The 17,495-nt window shown below is 64.4% G+C and carries 18 protein-coding genes; 13 read left to right on the forward strand and 5 right to left on the reverse strand.

Going from position 1 to position 17,495, the window contains the following annotated elements; all coding sequences use genetic code 11:
* Positions 1-44: 44 nt before the first annotated feature.
* The gene (locus tag MTX23_RS14115) at positions 45-1,226 is read left to right on the forward strand and encodes a DUF2336 domain-containing protein (protein WP_280977271.1); all 1,182 of its coding nucleotides are present in this window, start codon (positions 45-47) and stop codon (positions 1,224-1,226) included.
* A gap of 71 nt (positions 1,227-1,297) precedes the next feature.
* Here MTX23_RS14115 and MTX23_RS14120 read toward each other — a convergent pair whose 3' ends face one another.
* From MTX23_RS14120 to MTX23_RS14130, 3 genes are all read right to left on the reverse strand, one after another.
* Entirely contained in the window at positions 1,298-1,876 is a 579-nt protein-coding gene (locus MTX23_RS14120; RefSeq protein ID WP_280977272.1) for an Hpt domain-containing protein, read from the reverse strand.
* A gap of 18 nt (positions 1,877-1,894) precedes the next feature.
* Positions 1,895-2,440 carry a response regulator gene (locus tag MTX23_RS14125; protein WP_280977273.1) on the reverse strand — a complete coding sequence of 182 codons (546 nt, stop codon included), beginning with the start codon at positions 2,438-2,440 and terminating at the stop codon, positions 1,895-1,897.
* A gap of 102 nt (positions 2,441-2,542) precedes the next feature.
* Positions 2,543-3,322, reverse strand: coding sequence for an NAD kinase (locus tag MTX23_RS14130; protein ID WP_280977274.1), 780 nt, complete (start codon positions 3,320-3,322; stop codon positions 2,543-2,545).
* A gap of 257 nt (positions 3,323-3,579) precedes the next feature.
* On the opposite strand from MTX23_RS14130, the gene MTX23_RS14135 reads away from it, so the two are divergent.
* From MTX23_RS14135 to MTX23_RS14170, 8 genes are all read left to right on the forward strand, one after another.
* Entirely contained in the window at positions 3,580-5,154 is a 1,575-nt protein-coding gene (locus MTX23_RS14135; RefSeq protein ID WP_280977275.1) for a peptidase S10, read from the forward strand.
* A 794-nt stretch (positions 5,155-5,948) separates the two neighbouring features.
* Positions 5,949-6,320, forward strand: a complete 372-nt coding sequence (locus MTX23_RS14140) for a hypothetical protein (protein ID WP_280977276.1) — start codon at positions 5,949-5,951, stop codon at positions 6,318-6,320.
* Between the two features lie 97 nt (positions 6,321-6,417).
* Positions 6,418-6,825, forward strand: a complete 408-nt coding sequence (locus MTX23_RS14145) for a FixH family protein (protein ID WP_280977277.1) — start codon at positions 6,418-6,420, stop codon at positions 6,823-6,825.
* Positions 6,822-8,261: an efflux RND transporter periplasmic adaptor subunit gene (locus MTX23_RS14150; RefSeq protein WP_280977278.1), complete on the forward strand. Its 1,440-nt coding sequence runs from the start codon at positions 6,822-6,824 to the stop codon at positions 8,259-8,261. The genes MTX23_RS14145 and MTX23_RS14150 overlap by 4 nt, the downstream gene beginning before the upstream one ends.
* Positions 8,258-11,443 (forward strand): efflux RND transporter permease subunit, encoded by a 3,186-nt coding sequence (locus MTX23_RS14155; protein ID WP_280977279.1) that lies wholly within the window; start codon positions 8,258-8,260, stop codon positions 11,441-11,443. Before MTX23_RS14150 ends, MTX23_RS14155 begins: the two co-directional genes overlap by 4 nt.
* Before the next feature lie 212 nt (positions 11,444-11,655).
* A complete protein-coding gene (locus tag MTX23_RS14160) occupies positions 11,656-12,321 on the forward strand; it encodes a cytochrome c family protein (RefSeq protein WP_280978080.1) in 666 nt (221 codons plus the stop codon).
* A 115-nt stretch (positions 12,322-12,436) separates the two neighbouring features.
* The gene (locus tag MTX23_RS14165; protein WP_280977280.1) at positions 12,437-13,186 is read left to right on the forward strand and encodes a cation transporter; all 750 of its coding nucleotides are present in this window, start codon (positions 12,437-12,439) and stop codon (positions 13,184-13,186) included.
* Positions 13,187-13,264: 78 nt separating this feature from the next.
* Positions 13,265-13,549, forward strand: a complete 285-nt coding sequence (locus MTX23_RS14170) for a hypothetical protein (protein WP_280977281.1) — start codon at positions 13,265-13,267, stop codon at positions 13,547-13,549.
* 262 nt (positions 13,550-13,811) lie between these two features.
* On the opposite strand, the gene MTX23_RS14175 is transcribed toward MTX23_RS14170, so the two are convergent.
* Positions 13,812-14,357, reverse strand: coding sequence for a tetratricopeptide repeat protein (locus MTX23_RS14175; RefSeq protein ID WP_280977282.1), 546 nt, complete (start codon positions 14,355-14,357; stop codon positions 13,812-13,814).
* Between the two features lie 277 nt (positions 14,358-14,634).
* Between MTX23_RS14175 and MTX23_RS14180 the strand changes: the two genes are divergently transcribed.
* From MTX23_RS14180 to MTX23_RS14195, 4 genes are all read left to right on the forward strand, one after another.
* Positions 14,635-14,958 carry a hypothetical protein gene (locus tag MTX23_RS14180; protein WP_280977283.1) on the forward strand — a complete coding sequence of 108 codons (324 nt, stop codon included), beginning with the start codon at positions 14,635-14,637 and terminating at the stop codon, positions 14,956-14,958.
* A 244-nt stretch (positions 14,959-15,202) separates the two neighbouring features.
* Positions 15,203-15,598 (forward strand): hypothetical protein, encoded by a 396-nt coding sequence (locus MTX23_RS14185; protein WP_280977284.1) that lies wholly within the window; start codon positions 15,203-15,205, stop codon positions 15,596-15,598.
* A gap of 266 nt (positions 15,599-15,864) precedes the next feature.
* On the forward strand, positions 15,865-16,584 hold the full coding sequence (locus MTX23_RS14190) for an outer membrane beta-barrel protein (RefSeq protein ID WP_280977285.1): 720 nt from the start codon (positions 15,865-15,867) through the stop codon (positions 16,582-16,584).
* Positions 16,585-16,806: 222 nt separating this feature from the next.
* A complete protein-coding gene (locus MTX23_RS14195) occupies positions 16,807-17,004 on the forward strand; it encodes a DUF6719 family protein (RefSeq protein ID WP_280977286.1) in 198 nt (65 codons plus the stop codon).
* Positions 17,005-17,068: 64 nt separating this feature from the next.
* Here MTX23_RS14195 and MTX23_RS14200 read toward each other — a convergent pair whose 3' ends face one another.
* A complete protein-coding gene (locus MTX23_RS14200) occupies positions 17,069-17,320 on the reverse strand; it encodes a hypothetical protein (RefSeq protein ID WP_280977287.1) in 252 nt (83 codons plus the stop codon).
* Positions 17,321-17,495 lie beyond the last annotated feature (175 nt).

The following is a 17,495-nucleotide window of genomic DNA, read 5'->3' on the forward strand; positions in this document are numbered from 1 at the left end:
GCGTCGCATACTGATGCCGTTTCGTCGCGTAAGCCGGCAGGACCATGATCGTTCGGCAGTTTATTAGTTGGATTAGGACCGCTCCGGCAGGCGAGCGGGCGGAAGCGACCCGAGCGCTGGCGCGGGCCTGGCTCATTTCGGATCTCAGCGACGACGATCGCACGGCGGCCGAAGGCGCGCTGCTGATGCTGCTCGACGACCCGTCGCCGCTGGTGCGCCAGGCGATGGCCGAGGTGTTCGCGCGCAGCACGGAGGCGCCGGCAGCGATCGTGCAGGCCTTGTCGGTCGACCAGCCCTCGATCGCGCTGCCAGTGCTGGAACATTCTCCGCTTCTGATCGACGCCGATCTCGTCGACATCGTCGCGACCGGGAGCGACGAGATGCAGTGCGCGATCGCGCGCCGCATCAACCTGCCGCCCTCGGTTTCCGCGGCGATCGCCGAGGTCGGCTCGGCGGCGGCGGCGCTCGAGCTCATCGAGAATCCCTACGCCGAGCTTGCGCCGTTCTCCTGGGACCGCATCGTCGAGCGCCACGGCCATCTCGCGGCCATCAGGGAATCGATGCTGCAGCTGGAGGACCTGCCGTCCGCGACGCGGCTGGCGCTGGTCGCCAAGCTGTCGGACACGCTGACGCAATTCGTGGTCGCACGGAACTGGCTCGGCGCCGACCGGGCAGGGCGGATCGCCGATGAAGCGCGCGAACGCTCCACGGTGAACATCGCGGCGCGCTCCTTCGGCGAGGACATGCGCGGCCTGATCACCCATCTGCGCGCCACCGGCCAGCTCACCGCCGGACTGATCCTGCGTGCGCTGCTGTCGGGCAATCTCGACCTGTTCGGTGCCGCGCTCTCCGAACTGTCAGGGCTGCCCTATGGCCGCGTCTCGGCGCTGCTCAACGATCGCGGCGGCAACGGCCTGCAGGCGCTCCTGATCCGCGCCGGCCTGCCGGAGTCCACCTTCGCGGCGTTCCGCGTCGCGCTCGAGGCCAGCCACGAGATCGGCTATGTCGATACCGGGGACGGCGCCGCGCGGCTGCATCGCCGCATGGTGGAACGCGTGCTGACCCATTGCGAGACCAACCACTCCGCGGCCGAACCGCTGTTGATCCTGTTACGCCGCTTCGCGACGGAATCGGCGCGGGAAGATGCCCGCATGTTCTGCGAAGAGCTCGTCGCGGAAGACGCGATCGCGCCGCTGCCCTACGACGACGACCTCATCGCGGCCTAGTCCAGACCGCGTCCTTAAGAAGAGTTGAAGTTCGGACAACCGCCGCGTCAGCGGCGGCTGACGGCTTGCCGCTATTCGTTCGGCGCGATGCTCGGTGCGAGGATCGCCTCGAGATGCTCCGGCCGGTCGCGGTTGGCGTGGGTCAGGAATTCGTCGGCAATGCCGCGCAGCTGCTTGCTCAGCACGCCGGCCACAACAGCGGTGTCGAGCTTGGTGCGCTCGCGCACGATCGCCTGCACGGCATTGATGTGGTGGGCGATCAGCTGCGGCGGCACCGCATCGAGATCCGGCGCGTGCTCGATGATGCGGCACAGGCTTTCGGCCGCCGCGGCCGCCGACGGATAGCCGAACGTCGCGGCGTCGCCCTTGATGTCGTGCGCGGCGCGGAACAGCTCCTCGCGGGTGCGGTCGTTGAAGCCCTCGCGCTTCACCGCGTCATATGCGGCGGAGAGGCGGTCGGCCTCGACCGTCATCCAGGTCTTGAACTCGCTGGAGAGGCCGGCCAGCGCCTTCTCCGCGCGCCCGACCGGATCGTCGAGATCGCTCTCGGGCACGCGCAACAGCACCTTGCGCAGCGGGTTGGGCTGCGTGATCACATGGTGGGTGCCGAAGCTCTTGACCTCGATCGTCCCGGGTTTGTCCTTTGCCATGGCGGTGTCCTTGACCGGCTATATGCTCGAGCGCGCCTTCTCGAGCAGCGACGGCTGCTGCATCACTTCCACCTCGCCGCTGCCGCGACGCTCGGGGCCGATATAGGTGTTGGTGGTGTTGCGGCGGCGGTCGGGGCCGAAATAGGTCTTGGTCTTGATGAACGGACGCGGATTGGCGACCACGTTCATGATCCGCTGGTAGAGGCCCTTGGCCGAGATCGGCTTGGCCAGGAATTCGGTGACACCGGCGTCGCGCGCCACGGTGACGCGGCGCTTTTCGGAATGTCCGGTCAGCATGATGATCGGCGCGTACGGGTTACCCTTGGATTCCGGCTGCCGGATCATCTGCGCGAGCTCGAGCCCGTCGAAGATCGGCATCGACCAGTCGGTGATGACGATGTCGGGCACGTAATGGGTGTACATTTCGAGCGCGGTGGCGCCGTCCTCGGCCTCGTAGACCTCGCGCGCGCCGAACGAATGCAGCAGCGTCCGCAGGATGCGGCGCATGTGCGGATTGTCGTCGCAAATCAGAAATCGCAGCTTGTTGAAGTCGATGCGATACATGGTCCGGCCCCGAGCGGGCATACCGGACAGGCGCGGTATTACCCGAAATTAACCATATCCCGGCTGCGGTTAATGATTGGTTGCCGGGGAGGGGCGCCGCTCTCAATAGCCGAACTGCTCGCGCAGGATCCGCTCCTCCAGCGAGTGGCCGGGGTCGAACAGCATCCGCATCGCGAACGTCTTGTCGGAGAGCACCTCGACGCGGCGCACGTCGCGGACCTCGTCATGGTCGGCGACCGCGGCGACCGGCCGCTTCTCGCCCTCGATCACCTCGATCACCACGAAGGCGGAGTTCGGCAGCAGCGCGCCGCGCCAGCGCCGTGGCCGGAACGCACTGATCGGCGTCAGCGCGAGCAGCGCCGCGTTGATCGGCAGGATCGGCCCCTGGGCGGAGAGGTTGTAAGCGGTTGAACCGGCCGGCGTCGCCACCAGGATGCCGTCAGCCATCAGCTCCGGCATCCGTTCATGCTCGTCGATCAGGATGCGCAGTTTCGCCACCTGGTAGGTCTGGCGGAACAGCGCGACCTCGTTGATGGCGTGATGCAGGTGCACGGCGCCGTGGATGTCGGTCGCGCGCATCAGCAGCGGATTGATCAGCGACTCCCGCGCCGCCGCCAGCCGTTCGCGCAGGTCGTGCGTCGAGTATTCGTTCATCAGGAAGCCGACCGTGCCGCGATGCATGCCGTAGATCGGCTTGCCGGTCCGCATATGGGCGTGCAGCGTCTGCAACATCAAGCCGTCACCGCCGAGCGCGACCACGACGTCGGCGTCGTCGATCGGGCGGTTGCCGTACATTGCGGTGAGCTGCTCGAGCGCGGACTGCGCTTCCGCGCTCGCGCTGGCGACGAAGGCGATCTTGTCATACCGCTTGGAGCTTTTCATCGCTCACGAACTCGTTTGCCACGGAACACGCCGGGCTCGTCTATACATCCCGGGCGGCCTTGTCGAGATGGTCCTGTGATGGTGGTGCCGCGCCTTGCTGATGCCGCCAGGCTGTCGCGGCTTGCGGCCCTGGCGCCCGGTTCTGATGAACCGGGCTCTGGACTCTGATTTTGACGCGTTTTCTGCACGCGAACCGGCGTCCACTTCGCTTGAAAACGCTTTGCTATCGGTAAATATGGGCGCAGGGAGTGCGCGGTATGGCTAACAGTTTTGCGACACGGCTCGCAGCGGCGCTGCTCGCAGCCTGCCTTCTGACCGCGGCGCGCGCCGAGGATGAGGCGCCGCAGCCGCAGCCATCGCCGAGCGCGCAGGCGCCGACCGGCCAGAAGGGACGGGCAGGGCGCGGCGAGGCTGGTCCCAATGCCAACGCCTCCACCAACGCATCCACTGCCGAACAGCATCGCCTGCCGCCGGACTCGACCACCAAGCAGTCGGTCGTGCTGCCCGGCCGTACACTCGCCTTCACCGCGACCGCCGGCTCGATTCGCGTGTTTGACGACAAGGGCGAGCCGCTGGCCGACATCGCCTACACCTCCTACCAGCTCGACGGCGCCGACAGGGCGAGCCGGCCGGTGACGTTCTTGTTCAACGGCGGTCCAGGCGCTGCGTCGGCCTGGCTGCAATTCGGCAACGTCGGACCGTGGCGCCTCTCGTTCGACGGCGATGGCATGGCGTCGTCGGCGTCGCCCGATCTGATTCCGAATGCCGACACCTGGCTCGAGTTCACCGATCTCGTCTTCATCGATCCCGTCGGCACCGGTTACAGCCGCTTCGTCACAACGTCGCAGGACGCGCACAAACGCTTCTTCTCCGTCGATGGCGACGCCAACGCGATCGCGCTGGTGATCCGCCGCTGGCTGGAGAAGCACAACCGGCTGCTGTCGCCGAAATACGTCGTCGGCGAAAGCTATGGCGGCATTCGCGGGCCCAAGGTTGTGCACAATCTGCAAATGCAGCAGGGCGTCGGCGTGCGCGGCCTGATCCTGATCTCGCCCGTGCTCGATTTCCGGGAGTATTCCGGCTCGAGCATTTTGCAGTACGTGGCGAGCCTGCCGACCATGGCGGCGGTTGCGCGACAGGCCAAGGGGCCGGTGACGCGCGACGATCTCGCCGACGTCGAGCGCTACGCGCGCAGCGATTTCCTGATCGACCTCGTCAAGGGCCAAGCCGACACCGACGCCACGACGCGCCTTGCAGACAGGGTTGCGAGCCTCACCGGCATCGATCAGGCGGTGAGCCGCAGGCTCGCCGGCCGTTTCGATATCGGTGAGTTCCGTCGCGAGTTCGACCGCAAGAACGGCAAGGTGACGGGCCGCTACGACGCTTCGGTCGAAGGCTTCGATCCCTATCCAGACTCCAGCAACTTCCATTTCCACGACCCGTCGAGCGATCCCCTGATGGCGCCGCTGACCAGCGCGGCCGTCGACCTCACCACGCGCAAGCTGAACTGGCGGCCGGACGGCTCCTATCATCTGCTCAGCGGGAGCGTGAACAAGGCCTGGGATTTCGGTCACGGCGTCAGTCCGCCCGAGTCGGTGACACAGCTTCGCCAGGCGCTGGCGCTCGACCCGAAGCTGAAGCTCCTGATCGGCCACGGCCTGTTCGATCTCGCCACGCCGTATTTCGCATCGCGAATTATCCTCGACCAGTTGCCGGCCTTCGCGGGGGGAGACCGCACCAAGCTCGTGGTCTATCCGGGCGGCCACATGTTCTACTTCCGCGACGGCGCGCGCGAGGCGTTCCGCAAGGAGGTCGAGGCGCTGGTGAAGTGAGAGGTGTAGCAACGTGGATTGCATCGCCTGCCGTGATATGGACATGGCTGCGTCGTCCGGGCGGAGGCCGGGACCCATACGCCGCGGCTTGTGTTGTGAACGGGACTCGTCGTTCCAGCATCGCGCGATAATCAACATTGGTGGTTGTGGGTCCCGGCCTTCGCCCGGACGACGTTGAGGGTGTTGAGAGATCGCGAGTCATACATTCGCATTCTCGCGGCGCGATGCGCCCGAGGTTTTCTGCCGTCTTCGCCACTCTGAGGATCAGAGGGCGCAGGGAAAGCCGGGTGCCGATCGCACCCATGGGTCCCGTGCAAATGGAAAGCACGGGAGGTAGGACCACAGGTGAAACCGGAGCAATCCCGGCTTTCCCTGCGCGATGGCTTTACGGCTTATACGTGCTCGCCCCGGCGAGACTGGGCTTTGTTGTCACCGTCTTTGCAAAAGCGCTTCGCGCTTTGCAAGGAGACACCTGCCACTAGGGCGTCAGGCCTGCACGACTTCACCGTCCGCTATCTGCCACGCTCGTCAGCCGTGACAGCGGCGTCCACCGCATCTCCACCCAACACTCGTGACGATCGCGAAGCGCCCCTCAGGCGGGTGAGACGGGTTATTCATACACTGAGTTGCATTTCCGGAAAACAGAAATATTTTCGCTGCGAGGCCTTGCGCCGTCGGGCAAATCAGTGATCAGCCCCGACAGGGGGTGACTACATCCGTCGGTCGGCCGGAGCTGGCGCGATCGTGATGTGGGGCGGATTTGCAGGTTGCGCCGAGTCATGCGACAAGCGGGCATGCATTTTGGGCGGTTCGCCAATCTCTGGATTCTGGTTCTTGTCGCGGCCGGGCTGCTGCTCGCGCCCGTGGCGCCAGCGTTTGCCACGACGATGCCGACTGCCTTTGCAGCCGCCATGCCGACGGCATCGGACGATCACGCCATGGCCGACGAAATGCCGTGCTGTCCGGACCAGACCAAGCAGCAGACCTGCGACGGTTGTCCGTTCCTCGCGCTTTGCATGCTGAGCATCTCGCTGCCGGTCCCTGACGGGACGGCGTCACTGATCGTGCGTGATCCGCAGCGAAGCCGGTTCATGGCGCATGACGATCGTTTGCTGGACGGCTTCCGCGCCAAGCCTCCCGACCATCCACCTCGAACCAACGTCTGAGGGGCGCGCACGCGCCTGATCGCTGACGCGCGCGCCGATGGCGCGCGCCGCTTTCTGCCGCTCGCGCGGTGAACCAGACGTATCGAGGATCATAACCATGAAGACTTCCAAGCTGGCGCGGGCCACCGTGGCCGCGCTGATCGGCATTGCCATCACGGGCGTTGCGCTGCCCGCTCGTGCCGAGATCAAGAACTACGAATTCCAGCTGGTGCAGCCGACCGTTCAGGTCGGAGCCGATCGCATCGTCACGGTGCGGCTGGTCGACAAGGCGACCGGAAAATCCGTCCCCGACGCGGTCATCTTCGCGACACGGCTCGACATGGCGCCCGACGGCATGCAGGAAATGGTCACCAAGGTGACGCCGATGCCAGGGACCGAGTCCGGCACGTACCGGTTCAAGGCCACCTTCAGCATGGCCGGACGCTGGCAGTTGTCGCTCGGCGCGAAGGTGCAGGGCGAGTCCAGATCGGTCGACAACAAGCTCGTCGTTACGGCCCAGAAATGAGCCGCCTCGTCTTGGCCGGCGCTGCCGCTGCGATCGCCGCAGCGGCAGGCGTTGCATTCATCGGTCGCGGCCTGCCGCCGCGACCGATGGCCACTGCCATTGCGCCCACCGCGCATGCGGCGGAGGCCAGCGCACCGATTTATTACCGCGACCCCGACGGCAAGCCGTTCTACTCGCTGACGCCGAAGACGACGTCCGACGGGCGGGATTATCGCCCGGTGCCGGCGGGTGCCGACATCAGCTTCGAGGACCCCGAGCAATCCGCGGACATGGCGCCGGCGGATGCCAAGGCCGAGCGCAAGATCAAATACTACCGCAACCCCATGGGGCTGCCGGACACCTCGCCGGTGCCAAAGAAGGACTCGATGGGGATGGACTACATTCCGGTCTACGAGGGCGAGGACAGCGACGATGGAGCCGTGAAGCTCTCACCGGGCAAAATACAGCGCACCGGCGCGAAGTCCGAGCCGGTGGTGCGGCGACCCATCACTTCGATCATCCGTGCTCCGGGCACCGTCCAGGAGGACGAGCGGCGGGTGTCAGTCGTTGCACTGCGCTTTGAGGGATTTGTCGAAAGCGTCGCCAATGTCACGACCGGGGATCACGTTCACAAAGGGCAGGTGCTCATGAACGTGTACAGCCCGGCACTTTCCAGTGCTGCCGCCGAGTATCTTTCCGCCATCAACGCTGGCGCAACCGGAAAGGAGTTGAAGGGAGCGCGCCGGAGATTGGAGAACCTGGATACCCCGGAGCCCGCGATCAAGGAGCTGGAACGCACCCGGGATATCTCACTGTCCATTCCCTGGCTCGCGCCGCGCGACGGTGAGATCGTCGCGCGGAATGCCGTCAACGGAATGCGGGCGGCCCCCGGCGACGTGCTGTTCAGGATCGCCGATCATCGCCTTGTCTGGGTGGTCATCGACGTTGCGGAACGCGATCTCAGTCAGGTCTCGGTTGGAACGAAGGTGACGATCAGGCCGCGAGGACTAGGCGGCAGGATTTTCACCGGGACCGTGGCGCTTATCTACCCGCACCTGAACGCTCAGACCCGCACGGCACGACTGCGCGTCGAGCTTCCCAATCCGGACGAATTGCTGCGGCCTGAGATGTACATCGACGCGGAGATTGAGTCCGGCTCGCCGGATCCGGTTCTGGCCGTCCCGGAGAGCGCCGTCCTCGACGACGGCACGCGACAGGAGGTCCTGATCGACAAGGGAGACGGGCGTTTCGAGCCGCGTGGGGTCAAGCTCGGCGGGCGCGGCGGAGGCTATGTCGAGATCGCCGAAGGCGTCACCGAAGGCGATCGAGTCGTAACCTCGGCCAACTTCCTGATCGATGCCGAGAGCAATCTGAAGGCGGCATTGAAGGGCTTTGCTGAGGCGAGCGGTCCGAAATCGACCGAGGCGGCGGCCCCAAGCACGGCGACGCGCCCATGATCGCCCGCGTCATCGCCTGGTCGGCGCGCAATCTGCTGCTCGTGCTGTTCGGCACCGGCTTTGCGGCGGCTGCCGGCCTCTACGCACTCGTCCATCTGCCGCTCGACGCGATTCCCGATCTCTCCGATACGCAGGTGATAGTCTACACCGAATATCCAGGCCAGGCGCCGCAGGTGATTGAGGATCAAGTTACCTATCCCTTGGCCACGGCGATGCTGACGGTCCCGAAATCGAAGGTCGTTCGTGGCTTCTCGTTCTTCGGCGTGTCCTTCGTCTACGTCATTTTCGAGGACGGCACCGACATCTACTGGGCGCGCTCGCGCGTGCTCGAGTTCCTGAATGGTGCGGCGTCGCGGCTGCCGGCAGGCGTATCCCCGACGATCGGACCGGATGCGACGGGCGTCGGCTGGGTCTACCAATATGCCGTGATGTCCAAGGAGTTGAACCTCGCCGATACGCGCACCATCCAGGACTGGAATCTGAAATTTGCGCTTGCCAAGGCCGAAGGCGTCGCCGAGGTCGCAAGCGTCGGCGGCTTCGTCAAGCAGTACAATGTCATTCTCGACCCGCAGCGGATGCGCGACCGGGGCATCACCATGCAGCGGATGCGCGAGGCGATCCGCGCCAGCAACGCCGATGTCGGCGGCCGCACGGTCGAGCTCTCCGAGTTCGAATATGTGATCCGCGGCAAGGGCTATCTGAAGAGCATCAACGACCTCGGCAACATCGTGCTCAAGATCGACAATGGCACGCCGGTGCTGCTGCGCGACGTCGCGCGCGTCGAACTCGGCCCTGACGAGCGCCGCGGGATCGCCGAACTGAATGGCGCGGGCGAGGTGGCGAGCGGCATCGTGCTGCAACGCTTCGGGATGAATGCGCTCGAGGTGATCGAGAACGTCAAGAAGCGGTTCAGCGAGATCGCAACCAGTCTGCCGAAGTCGGTCGAGATCGTGCCGGTCTATGACCGCTCGAACCTGATCTACGCGGCGATCGACACGCTCAAGCGCACGCTGATCGAGGAGAGTGCCATCGTCGCGCTGGTGTGCATCCTGTTCCTGCTGCATGTCCGCAGCGCGCTGGTCGCGATCCTGATGCTGCCGGTCGGCGTGCTGATGGCGTTCGGCGCCATGAAACTGCTCGGGATCGGCTCCAACATCATGAGTCTCGGCGGCATCGCGATCGCGATCGGGGCGATGATCGACGCGGCGATCGTGATGATCGAGAACGCGCACAAGCATCTGGAGCGCGCCGCGCCCGGCCGGTCGCGCGTCGCGATCCTGATCGAGGCCGCCGCTGAGGTCGGCCCGGCGCTGTTCTTCAGCCTCCTCGTCATCACCGTGTCGTTCATGCCGATCTTCACGCTGGAGTCGCAGGAAGGGCGGCTGTTCAGCCCGCTCGCCTTCACCAAGACGTTTGCGATGGCGGCGGCGGCCTTGTTGTCGGTCACGCTGGTGCCGGCGCTGATGGTGATCTTCGTCCGCGGCAGGATCGTTCCCGAGCACAGGAACCCGGTCAACCGCTTCCTGATCTGGATCTATCGCCCGGTGATCCAGGGCGTGTTGCGCGCCAAGGCGCTGGTGATCCTGCTGGCGCTCGGCGCGCTCGCCGTCTCGGTCTGGCCGGCCCGGCAACTGGGCACCGAGTTCATGCCTGATCTCAACGAGGGCACGCTGCTTTACATGCCGACGACGCTGCCCGGGATCTCCGTGACCAAGGCATCCGAACTGATGCAGACCCAGGACCGGATCATCAAGAGCTTCCCGGAGGTCGCCTCGGTCTATGGCAAGGCCGGCCGTGCAACGACGGCAACGGATCCGGCGCCGCCGGAGATGTTCGAGACCGTTATCAACCTCAAGCCGAAGGAGCAATGGCCGGCAGGGATGACCATCGACAGCCTGATCGCCGAGATGGACAAGGCCCTGCAATTTCCCGGCGTCTCGAATGCCTGGACGATGCCGATCAAGGCGCGCATCGACATGCTCTCGACTGGTATCCGCACGCCAGTTGGCGTCAAGGTCATCGGCACCGACCTTGCCGGGATCGACAAGCTCGCCAAACAAATCGAGCAGGTTTTGAAAACCGTTCCCGGCACCTCGTCGGCCTATGCCGAGCGCAGCCTCGGCGGCTACTATCTCGAGATCACGCCGAACCGCGAGGCGCTGTCGCGCTACGGCATTGCGGTGCAGGATGTGCAGGATACGATCGCGACCGCACTGGGCGGCCAGAGCGTGACCACGACCGTCGAGGGACGCCAGCGCTTCACCGTCAACATGCGCTATCCGCGCGATCTGCGCGACAATCCGCAAGCCATCGCGAGCGACATCCTGGTGCCGATGCCGGCAGGCGGAGCGGTTCCGCTCGGCGAAGTCGCCGACGTCACGCCGGCGCGTGGGCCGACCTCGATCAGGACCGAGAATGGGCAGCTCGCGACTTACGTCTATGTCGACATCCGGGACCGCGATCTCGGCGGCTATGTCGCCGACGCGCAGCATGCGGTGCAGGCAAGCATCCAGTTTCCGCCGGGGACCTACGTGGTCTGGAGCGGACAGTACGAATATCTGCAGCGTGCAATGGCACGCCTGAAGATCGTCGTGCCGGCGACGTTGCTGATCATCTTTCTGCTGCTCTATCTCAATTTCAGGTCGATCACCGAGACTATGATCGTCATGCTGTCGCTGCCGTTCGCGCTGGTCGGCGGGCTCTGGCTGATGTGGTGGCTGGGGTTCAATCTCTCGGTCGCCGTTGCTGTCGGCTTCATTGCGCTCGCTGGCGTCGCTGCTGAAACCGGCGTCGTGATGCTGATCTACCTCAATCAAGCGCTCGCGGAAGTCAGGCAGCGCCGCGCCGCCGAGGGGGAGGCGTTGAGCCAGACCGATCTACGCGAGGCCATTATGGAGGGCGCGGTTGAGCGCGTCCGGCCGAAGATGATGACGGTGGTCGCCGTCATGGCGGGGCTGTTGCCGATCATGTGGAGCACGGGCACGGGGTCCGAGATCATGCAGCGCATCGCGGTGCCGATGATCGGCGGCATGATGTCGTCGACCCTGCTGACGCTGATCGTGATTCCCGCGATCTTTGGGCTGGTCAAAGGGTTCCGTTTGCCTCCTGCGGGCAAATCACGACCGCCGGCAAAGACGAAATCGATTGTAGCGAAAGTGAGAGAGCCGGAGCCAGCCGAGTGAGAGAGCCGGAGCCGGCCGGATGAGGTGATCCATGATGCACGACATGATGCCGGGAATGATGTGGGGCATGAGCCTGATTGGTGTACTCGTCGTCGTGGTCCTGATTCTGGCGGCCGCGGCTTTGGTCAAATATCTTCGTTCCTGAAGCCGAGGAGGCCAGAATGAAGCCCTGTCGAATTGCGGTGCTCGCGACTCTCGCTTTCGTGTCGCCGGTGTTGGCCCAGAACGGCGATCCGTCACGTGGGCGACAGGATTTTCAGGCTTGCGTGCCGTGTCACTCGCTTGAACCTGACCGCAACATGACCGGGCCGAGCCTCGCAAACCTCTGGGGGCGCAAGGCGGGAAGCCTGCCGAGCTTCGACCGTTACTCCGACGCGCTAAAAGCTTCGGGGATCATTTGGGACGACCGCTCGCTGGACGCCTGGTTGACCGATCCGCAACGCATGGTGCCGGACAATGAGATGCCGTTCGAAGGGATCAAGGATTCACGCGTTCGCTCGGACCTGTTGACGTTCCTCAAGCAGGCCACCAAACCCGGGGCCGCGCCGGACCGAACCGCCGAAAATCGCATGAAGGGGATGGGCGGCATGATGGGAGGTATGATGGGCGGCAATCGCGCTCCCAATCTGAAGACCCTGGAGCCCGGACAGCGCGTGACAGGCATCACGCACTGCCGCGAGACCTATCGCGTGATCACCGCCGACGGTAAGACGCGCCATTTCTGGGAACGCAATCTGCGTCTGAAGACGGATTCCAGCCAAGAGGGCCCGCAGAGGGGAGCGCCAGCAATTGTCCCCGCAGGAATGATGGGCGACCGTGCCGACGTGATCTTCGCGACTCCAGAGGAGATCAGCAGGACTATCGAAGGACGGTGCTGATTTCCGAATCGTCGCGTTGAGCGCGGAGCGCAATGCCCGGATTGGCGCAGTTCCGCGTGGATGAACTTGAACCAGCTGCATAGGCAGCCGTATCCTGTCTCTGGAAAGAAGGCCAATGAGCGATTGCTGCGAGCGGAAGACATCCGAATGCTGTGCACCACCGCCGCTGACGCTGCTGAAGAACGTTGGCGTGCCGACAGTGGAGCGCCATCGCGCGGCTGACGCGTGCTGCTCGGGCGGCGTTCCGGTCTTTGACGGTCTCAATCCGCGCTACAAGCGCGTTCTCTGGACAGTCATCGGCATCAACGGCGCAATGTTCCTGACCGAGATGATCGCGGGTCAGCTGGCCGGATCGCAGGCGCTCAAGGCGGATGCGCTCGACTTCCTTGCCGATACGGTCACCTATGGACTGAGCCTTGCCGTGATCGGCGCCAGCCTGCGAACGCGTGCCTTCGCGGCGCTGTTGAAGGGCATTTCGCTGAGCCTGATGGCGCTGTGGGTGTTCGGCTCGACCGTTTATCAGACCCTCATTCTCGGTGTTCCGAAAGCCGAGGTGATGGGTGCAATAGGCACCTTGGCGCTCGCTGCGAACTTGGCGTCCGTTCTGCTCTTGCTGCCGTACAAGGACGGCGACGCCAATGTCCGCTCGGTCTGGCTCTGCTCGCGCAACGACGCGATGGGAAACCTCATCGTGATGGTGGCCGCCCTAGGCGTTTGGGGAACAGCCACGCGATGGCCCGATCTCGCAGTCGCCGCCGTCATGGCGGTGATATTCCTGACCTCGTCGGTGCAGATTCTGCGGCAGGCGTGGGCCGAGCATCGCGGGGCAGCGGCGCTACGCAGTCCGACGGCGGCGCATGGCTGATCGAGCCACACGCGGGTGCTGGAACGCGATCGGCATTGGTGCGTTGCTGTGCATTCCAGCGCACAGAGAGGCCTCTCCATGAAAGTCCACGCCGCGGTCATGCTGATAGCTACACTCATGCTGTCGGGAACCGTGCTGGCGCAGAGCTCCGGCCCGTCGGCCGGCGGCCCCGCCGGCGGTGGACAGGCCGCCAATGTCACGACGACGGGCCAGGCGCTGAACAGCGCCAAGAAGACCGGCGACAGCGGCCCGCCGATCGACAAGGCGGCGCGTCAAGCGAAGCCGGACGCGGGCGCCGCCAGCAATACGGTCGGCGTGAACCGCAGGTCCAAGACCGACCGGCGCAACGAGCACTATCCATAGGGCCGCAACCGCTGCGATCCCGTCGACCGGGAGCGGGTGCGGCCGTTCCATGGTCGAGATATCGTCGCCCTTGATCATTGCGCTGCCGCTGAACCGGATCTCGGCGGCGGCGCTGCCGGTTCTGGCTGGGCCGACGCGCTTTTGATGCTGCGCATTCTCGGTCGCCGCCGGCGCATGATCGGAATAACCGCCACCACGTCATAATGAAAAAGCCGGCGCGGTCGTATCGACCGCACCGGCGGGATGCTTCGATGTCATCTGCTCAGTAGACGAGGCCGGTGCCCGGCGGCTTCTCCAGTGCCGCGGCCAGCGAGCGGTATTCCTCGCCGTTGGTGCCGGCGAGCTGCGCGATGCGGTTCAGATGGTATTCCGCCTGGTCGCGGTTGCCCTGCTCGAGCTGCCACAGGCCGTAATACTGCCAGGTGCGCACATGGTTGGGGTCGGCCTTGAGCGCGCGCTCGTACCAGATCTGCGACACCTTGTAGTCGCCGAGCTTGCGATAGGAGTAGCCGATCAGATTGGCGACGTCGGCGCGATCGTCCTGACCCAGCGCCTTCAATTGCTCGATCGCGGCGGCATAGTCGTGGCGATCATAGATCGTGGCGTACGCTGCGTGATAGCCGGCCAGGAACTTCGGATCGTCGATCGACGATCTCCTGTCCTTCTTGGTCGCCTTCTTGCCCTTGCCGCTGTCGGAGGCGGGCGGGGAGGGCTCGTCGCTGCCCGCCGCGTAGGCCTTGATGACGGGACCGCCCGCTAGCGCCATCGAGAGCACCGCGAGAGTCAAAAACCTTGCTGTCCTGCTCATTCTTCGTCGCTCCCTGTCGTTCCTGATCGCGCTCGATAATCCTACACCGAAGCCTGTCGACTTGAACACCTAGGGCACCAGAACATTCCCAGCCGCCGCGCGAATCCCCGTGATCCCTGCTGCGCCGGCACATGACAAAGATGTCATTCACATGAATGAAGACCGTCAGCGTCCTTCAGGACGGGTTCAGTGCGGGCTCTCTAAGGTCGCCTCCATTGATCGGCGAGGCCGACCATCCGGCCGGGTACCTCTCGATCCCGTGGAAGAGGAGACCACCATGTTGAAGTCGATTTCCGCAGCGCTGCTCGCCATGTCCGTGATCGCTGGCCCGGCACTCGCCGCCGAGCAGCCCAAGACCGCCACCCCGGCGCCTGTGACCACGCCCGCGCCGGCGACCAAACCCGCACCCGTGATCAAGAGCGAGCAGGAGCCGTCGAAGGCCCTGAACGCCAACGCGAAGATGGACCGTCATCAGTATCGCCATCATCGCCACCACAAGCACATGGGCCTGTTGAAGGTGAAGAAGGCGGCGAAGCACGCCAGCAAGCACGTCAAGGCGAAGGTCGCGATCAAGCACGTCGCGCCGGTCAAGCGCGGCTGAAACTGATCCGCCGGCGTGGTTTCGATCCACATTGCCCCGCCGCGCCGACGGATGTCAGACCCGGCCCGTTCGCCATTGCTTCCCCAATGGCGGCGGGCCGGTGTGCTGTCGGGGCCTCAGGCCCCGCACGATAACCGAGTTGCGAATTCCATTCCGGCGCCGGGCGGTTTAAGAGACCGTCACGGGGATCATGGAACTGCGACACTTGCGGCGACACTTGGGGACTTCAGCTAAACTGGCGGCGATGCTGCTGCTGTCGATCGGGCTCGCCGGCTGTGCCGGCGGCGGCGACGGCGGTCCAATCTCCTTCACGTCCGATCGCGGCGTGACCGAACAGCCGTTTCCAACCAGCTATCGCGCCGAGATCCTGGCGTTCATGCGGACCTACCTGAACAATCCGGTTGGCGTGCACGATGGCGCCATTGCCGAGCCCGTGCAGCGTACGGTAGGCGGCCGGCTGCGCTACGTGGTGTGCGTGCGCTACAGCGCAAAGGACACGGATGGCAATTACCGTCCGGCCCGCGAACGCGGCATCGTGTTCGTCGACGGCCGGCTCGACCGCATCATGGAGAACGCCGCCGAGCCCTGTGCCGGCGTCTCCTACGGGCCGTTTGCCGAGCTGGGCAATATGTCGCGGTAGCGCGGTCGGCATGATCATCAGACGGTTAGCCTGAACCGATCACTTTTCGGGGAGTGCTGAACCTTGGCTTAGGTATTTGCGACTTCCGTAAGGCGATGGCGTGATCACTTAACCGATAAAAAACCTTCTGTGATCAGGAACAAACGGCCGCTGTTGCCGCTCCATCACAGTTCGGGACCATCACGGCTGCGGCATTGCCCCACAGCAACCTAATTGAGGTCACGTTGTTTGGGTTGATAGCGCAACGCTAGTAATGGGGACCACAAATGAAGAAGTTTCTGCTCGGCACCGTCGCCCTGGCCGCTCTTGCGAGCCCGGCGCTTGCGGCTGACATGCCGGCACGCACCTATACCAAGGCACCGCCGCCTCCCGTGACCGCGCCTGCGCTCGTCTACAACTGGACCGGTTTCTACATCGGCGGCCATGTCGGCGGCGCGTTCACCGACGGCACCAACCTGATGGGCAGCAACGCGCGCTTCATGGGTGGCGTGCAGGGCGGTTTCGACTACCAGTTCGCGCCCAACTGGGTGATGGGTGTCGAGGCGCAGTATAGCTGGCTGCCGAGTTCGTCGAACAATGGCGTGCTGTTTCCGGCGGGTACGCTCGTGACCGGCAATACCAACCAGATCGGTTCGGCGACCGGCCGCCTCGGCTACACCTGGGGTCCGGCACTGCTCTACGCCAAGGGCGGTTATGCCTGGCGTGACAACAACAACATCACCGCCACGGTCGGCGGCGTGCCGGCGGCCTTCACCACCGACGGCAACCACAAGGACGGTTACACGGTCGGCGGGGGCCTCGAATACATGTTCGCCCCGAACTGGTCGGCCAAGGTCGAGTACCAGTACTATAATTTCGGGAAGACCACGTTCACGAGCGGCCCGGCCGACATTGTCGGCACGAGCTTCCGCAACGACGAACACACCGTCAAGCTGGGCATCAACTATCGCTTCGGTTGGGGCGGCCCGGTGGGCAGCAACTACTGACCGTCAGTTCGCTTGATTACGAAAGGTCGGCTTCCCGCCGGCCTTTTTGTTTGGCGCGATCGCTCGTGCCTCGCGCGCTTCGGCCGCAGTCGTGCAATGCAAAAAATAATTCCTGCATTGCACGGAACTTTCATCGTCATGCGTTATTATGCGGCTGCCGGAGTTGGTGGACAAACAGATATGCGTAACGTTGCGTTAGGGCTTATTCTCTCTGCGGTCTCCATGCCGTGCCTTGCCCAGACCGTCCTCAAATCCGAACCCCTGATCCTTGCACCCTATGAGGTCGTGCTCGTGCAGGACGCGTCCTGCCCGCCCGGCAAGGTTCTCAAGGTCACCGGTGCGATCCGGGGTCTCCATCGGCGGAAGGTCTGCATTTCGCTCGCCTCCGAGGAGGCTTCGCTGGCGACAGCGACGCCGTAAGGCCGCGCAGTACCGCATTTGCAAGGCCCGGTCCGCGCACGCGCCCCGGGGAGTGCAGACGTCGCTAATGCAACCGCGGCTCCATGCGCGCTTCTCGATCGGCCTCGGCCTTGTTCTTGTCCGGATCCTCGTTCGGATCGGGTTGGCACGAGCGGATCTCATAGTCATTGTCCAGCACCGGGCGGGGCGAGCGCTTTTTCTCGTCAGTGACGGCATCGACTACCAGGCCGGATTTCCTGGCCAGACTCCAGACGTCGGCTTCCGTCGGATAGGTCTTGCTGAGCTTGGCGTCCTGATAGAACAGCGCGTAAGGCATTCGGTGTCCCCCCGAAAAAGCTGACAACGCAGGCACCAGTTAAGTGGTTTCAGTAAGGCATGCCCCCGTTCCGATCACGGAACCGTGAGGAGCTTGTTATCAAGCTATTGAAAATGTGGAGCCATTTCGGCCCTTTCCGCGAGGATGATCTGAGTCTTTAACGGGTGGTAAACCC

It is taken from the genome of Bradyrhizobium sp. ISRA436, from assembly GCF_029910015.1.
Taxonomy (GTDB): Bacteria; Pseudomonadota; Alphaproteobacteria; order Rhizobiales; family Xanthobacteraceae; genus Bradyrhizobium.

What these genes read in the sequence shown, in the direction of transcription:
- MTX23_RS14115 (WP_280977271.1), top strand. Translation starts at nt 45, where the DNA reads ATGATCGTTCGGCAGTTTATTAGTTGGATTAGGACCGCTCCGGCAGGC.
- MTX23_RS14120 (WP_280977272.1), bottom strand. Translation starts at nt 1,876, where the DNA reads ATGGCAAAGGACAAACCCGGGACGATCGAGGTCAAGAGCTTCGGCACC.
- MTX23_RS14125 (WP_280977273.1), bottom strand. Translation starts at nt 2,440, where the DNA reads ATGTATCGCATCGACTTCAACAAGCTGCGATTTCTGATTTGCGACGAC.
- MTX23_RS14130 (WP_280977274.1), bottom strand. Translation starts at nt 3,322, where the DNA reads ATGAAAAGCTCCAAGCGGTATGACAAGATCGCCTTCGTCGCCAGCGCG.
- MTX23_RS14135 (WP_280977275.1), top strand. Translation starts at nt 3,580, where the DNA reads ATGGCTAACAGTTTTGCGACACGGCTCGCAGCGGCGCTGCTCGCAGCC.
- MTX23_RS14140 (WP_280977276.1), top strand. Translation starts at nt 5,949, where the DNA reads ATGCATTTTGGGCGGTTCGCCAATCTCTGGATTCTGGTTCTTGTCGCG.
- MTX23_RS14145 (WP_280977277.1), top strand. Translation starts at nt 6,418, where the DNA reads ATGAAGACTTCCAAGCTGGCGCGGGCCACCGTGGCCGCGCTGATCGGC.
- MTX23_RS14150 (WP_280977278.1), top strand. Translation starts at nt 6,822, where the DNA reads ATGAGCCGCCTCGTCTTGGCCGGCGCTGCCGCTGCGATCGCCGCAGCG.
- MTX23_RS14155 (WP_280977279.1), top strand. Translation starts at nt 8,258, where the DNA reads ATGATCGCCCGCGTCATCGCCTGGTCGGCGCGCAATCTGCTGCTCGTG.
- MTX23_RS14165 (WP_280977280.1), top strand. Translation starts at nt 12,437, where the DNA reads ATGAGCGATTGCTGCGAGCGGAAGACATCCGAATGCTGTGCACCACCG.
- MTX23_RS14170 (WP_280977281.1), top strand. Translation starts at nt 13,265, where the DNA reads ATGAAAGTCCACGCCGCGGTCATGCTGATAGCTACACTCATGCTGTCG.
- MTX23_RS14175 (WP_280977282.1), bottom strand. Translation starts at nt 14,357, where the DNA reads ATGAGCAGGACAGCAAGGTTTTTGACTCTCGCGGTGCTCTCGATGGCG.
- MTX23_RS14180 (WP_280977283.1), top strand. Translation starts at nt 14,635, where the DNA reads ATGTTGAAGTCGATTTCCGCAGCGCTGCTCGCCATGTCCGTGATCGCT.
- MTX23_RS14185 (WP_280977284.1), top strand. Translation starts at nt 15,203, where the DNA reads ATGCTGCTGCTGTCGATCGGGCTCGCCGGCTGTGCCGGCGGCGGCGAC.
- MTX23_RS14190 (WP_280977285.1), top strand. Translation starts at nt 15,865, where the DNA reads ATGAAGAAGTTTCTGCTCGGCACCGTCGCCCTGGCCGCTCTTGCGAGC.
- MTX23_RS14195 (WP_280977286.1), top strand. Translation starts at nt 16,807, where the DNA reads ATGCCGTGCCTTGCCCAGACCGTCCTCAAATCCGAACCCCTGATCCTT.
- MTX23_RS14200 (WP_280977287.1), bottom strand. Translation starts at nt 17,320, where the DNA reads ATGCCTTACGCGCTGTTCTATCAGGACGCCAAGCTCAGCAAGACCTAT.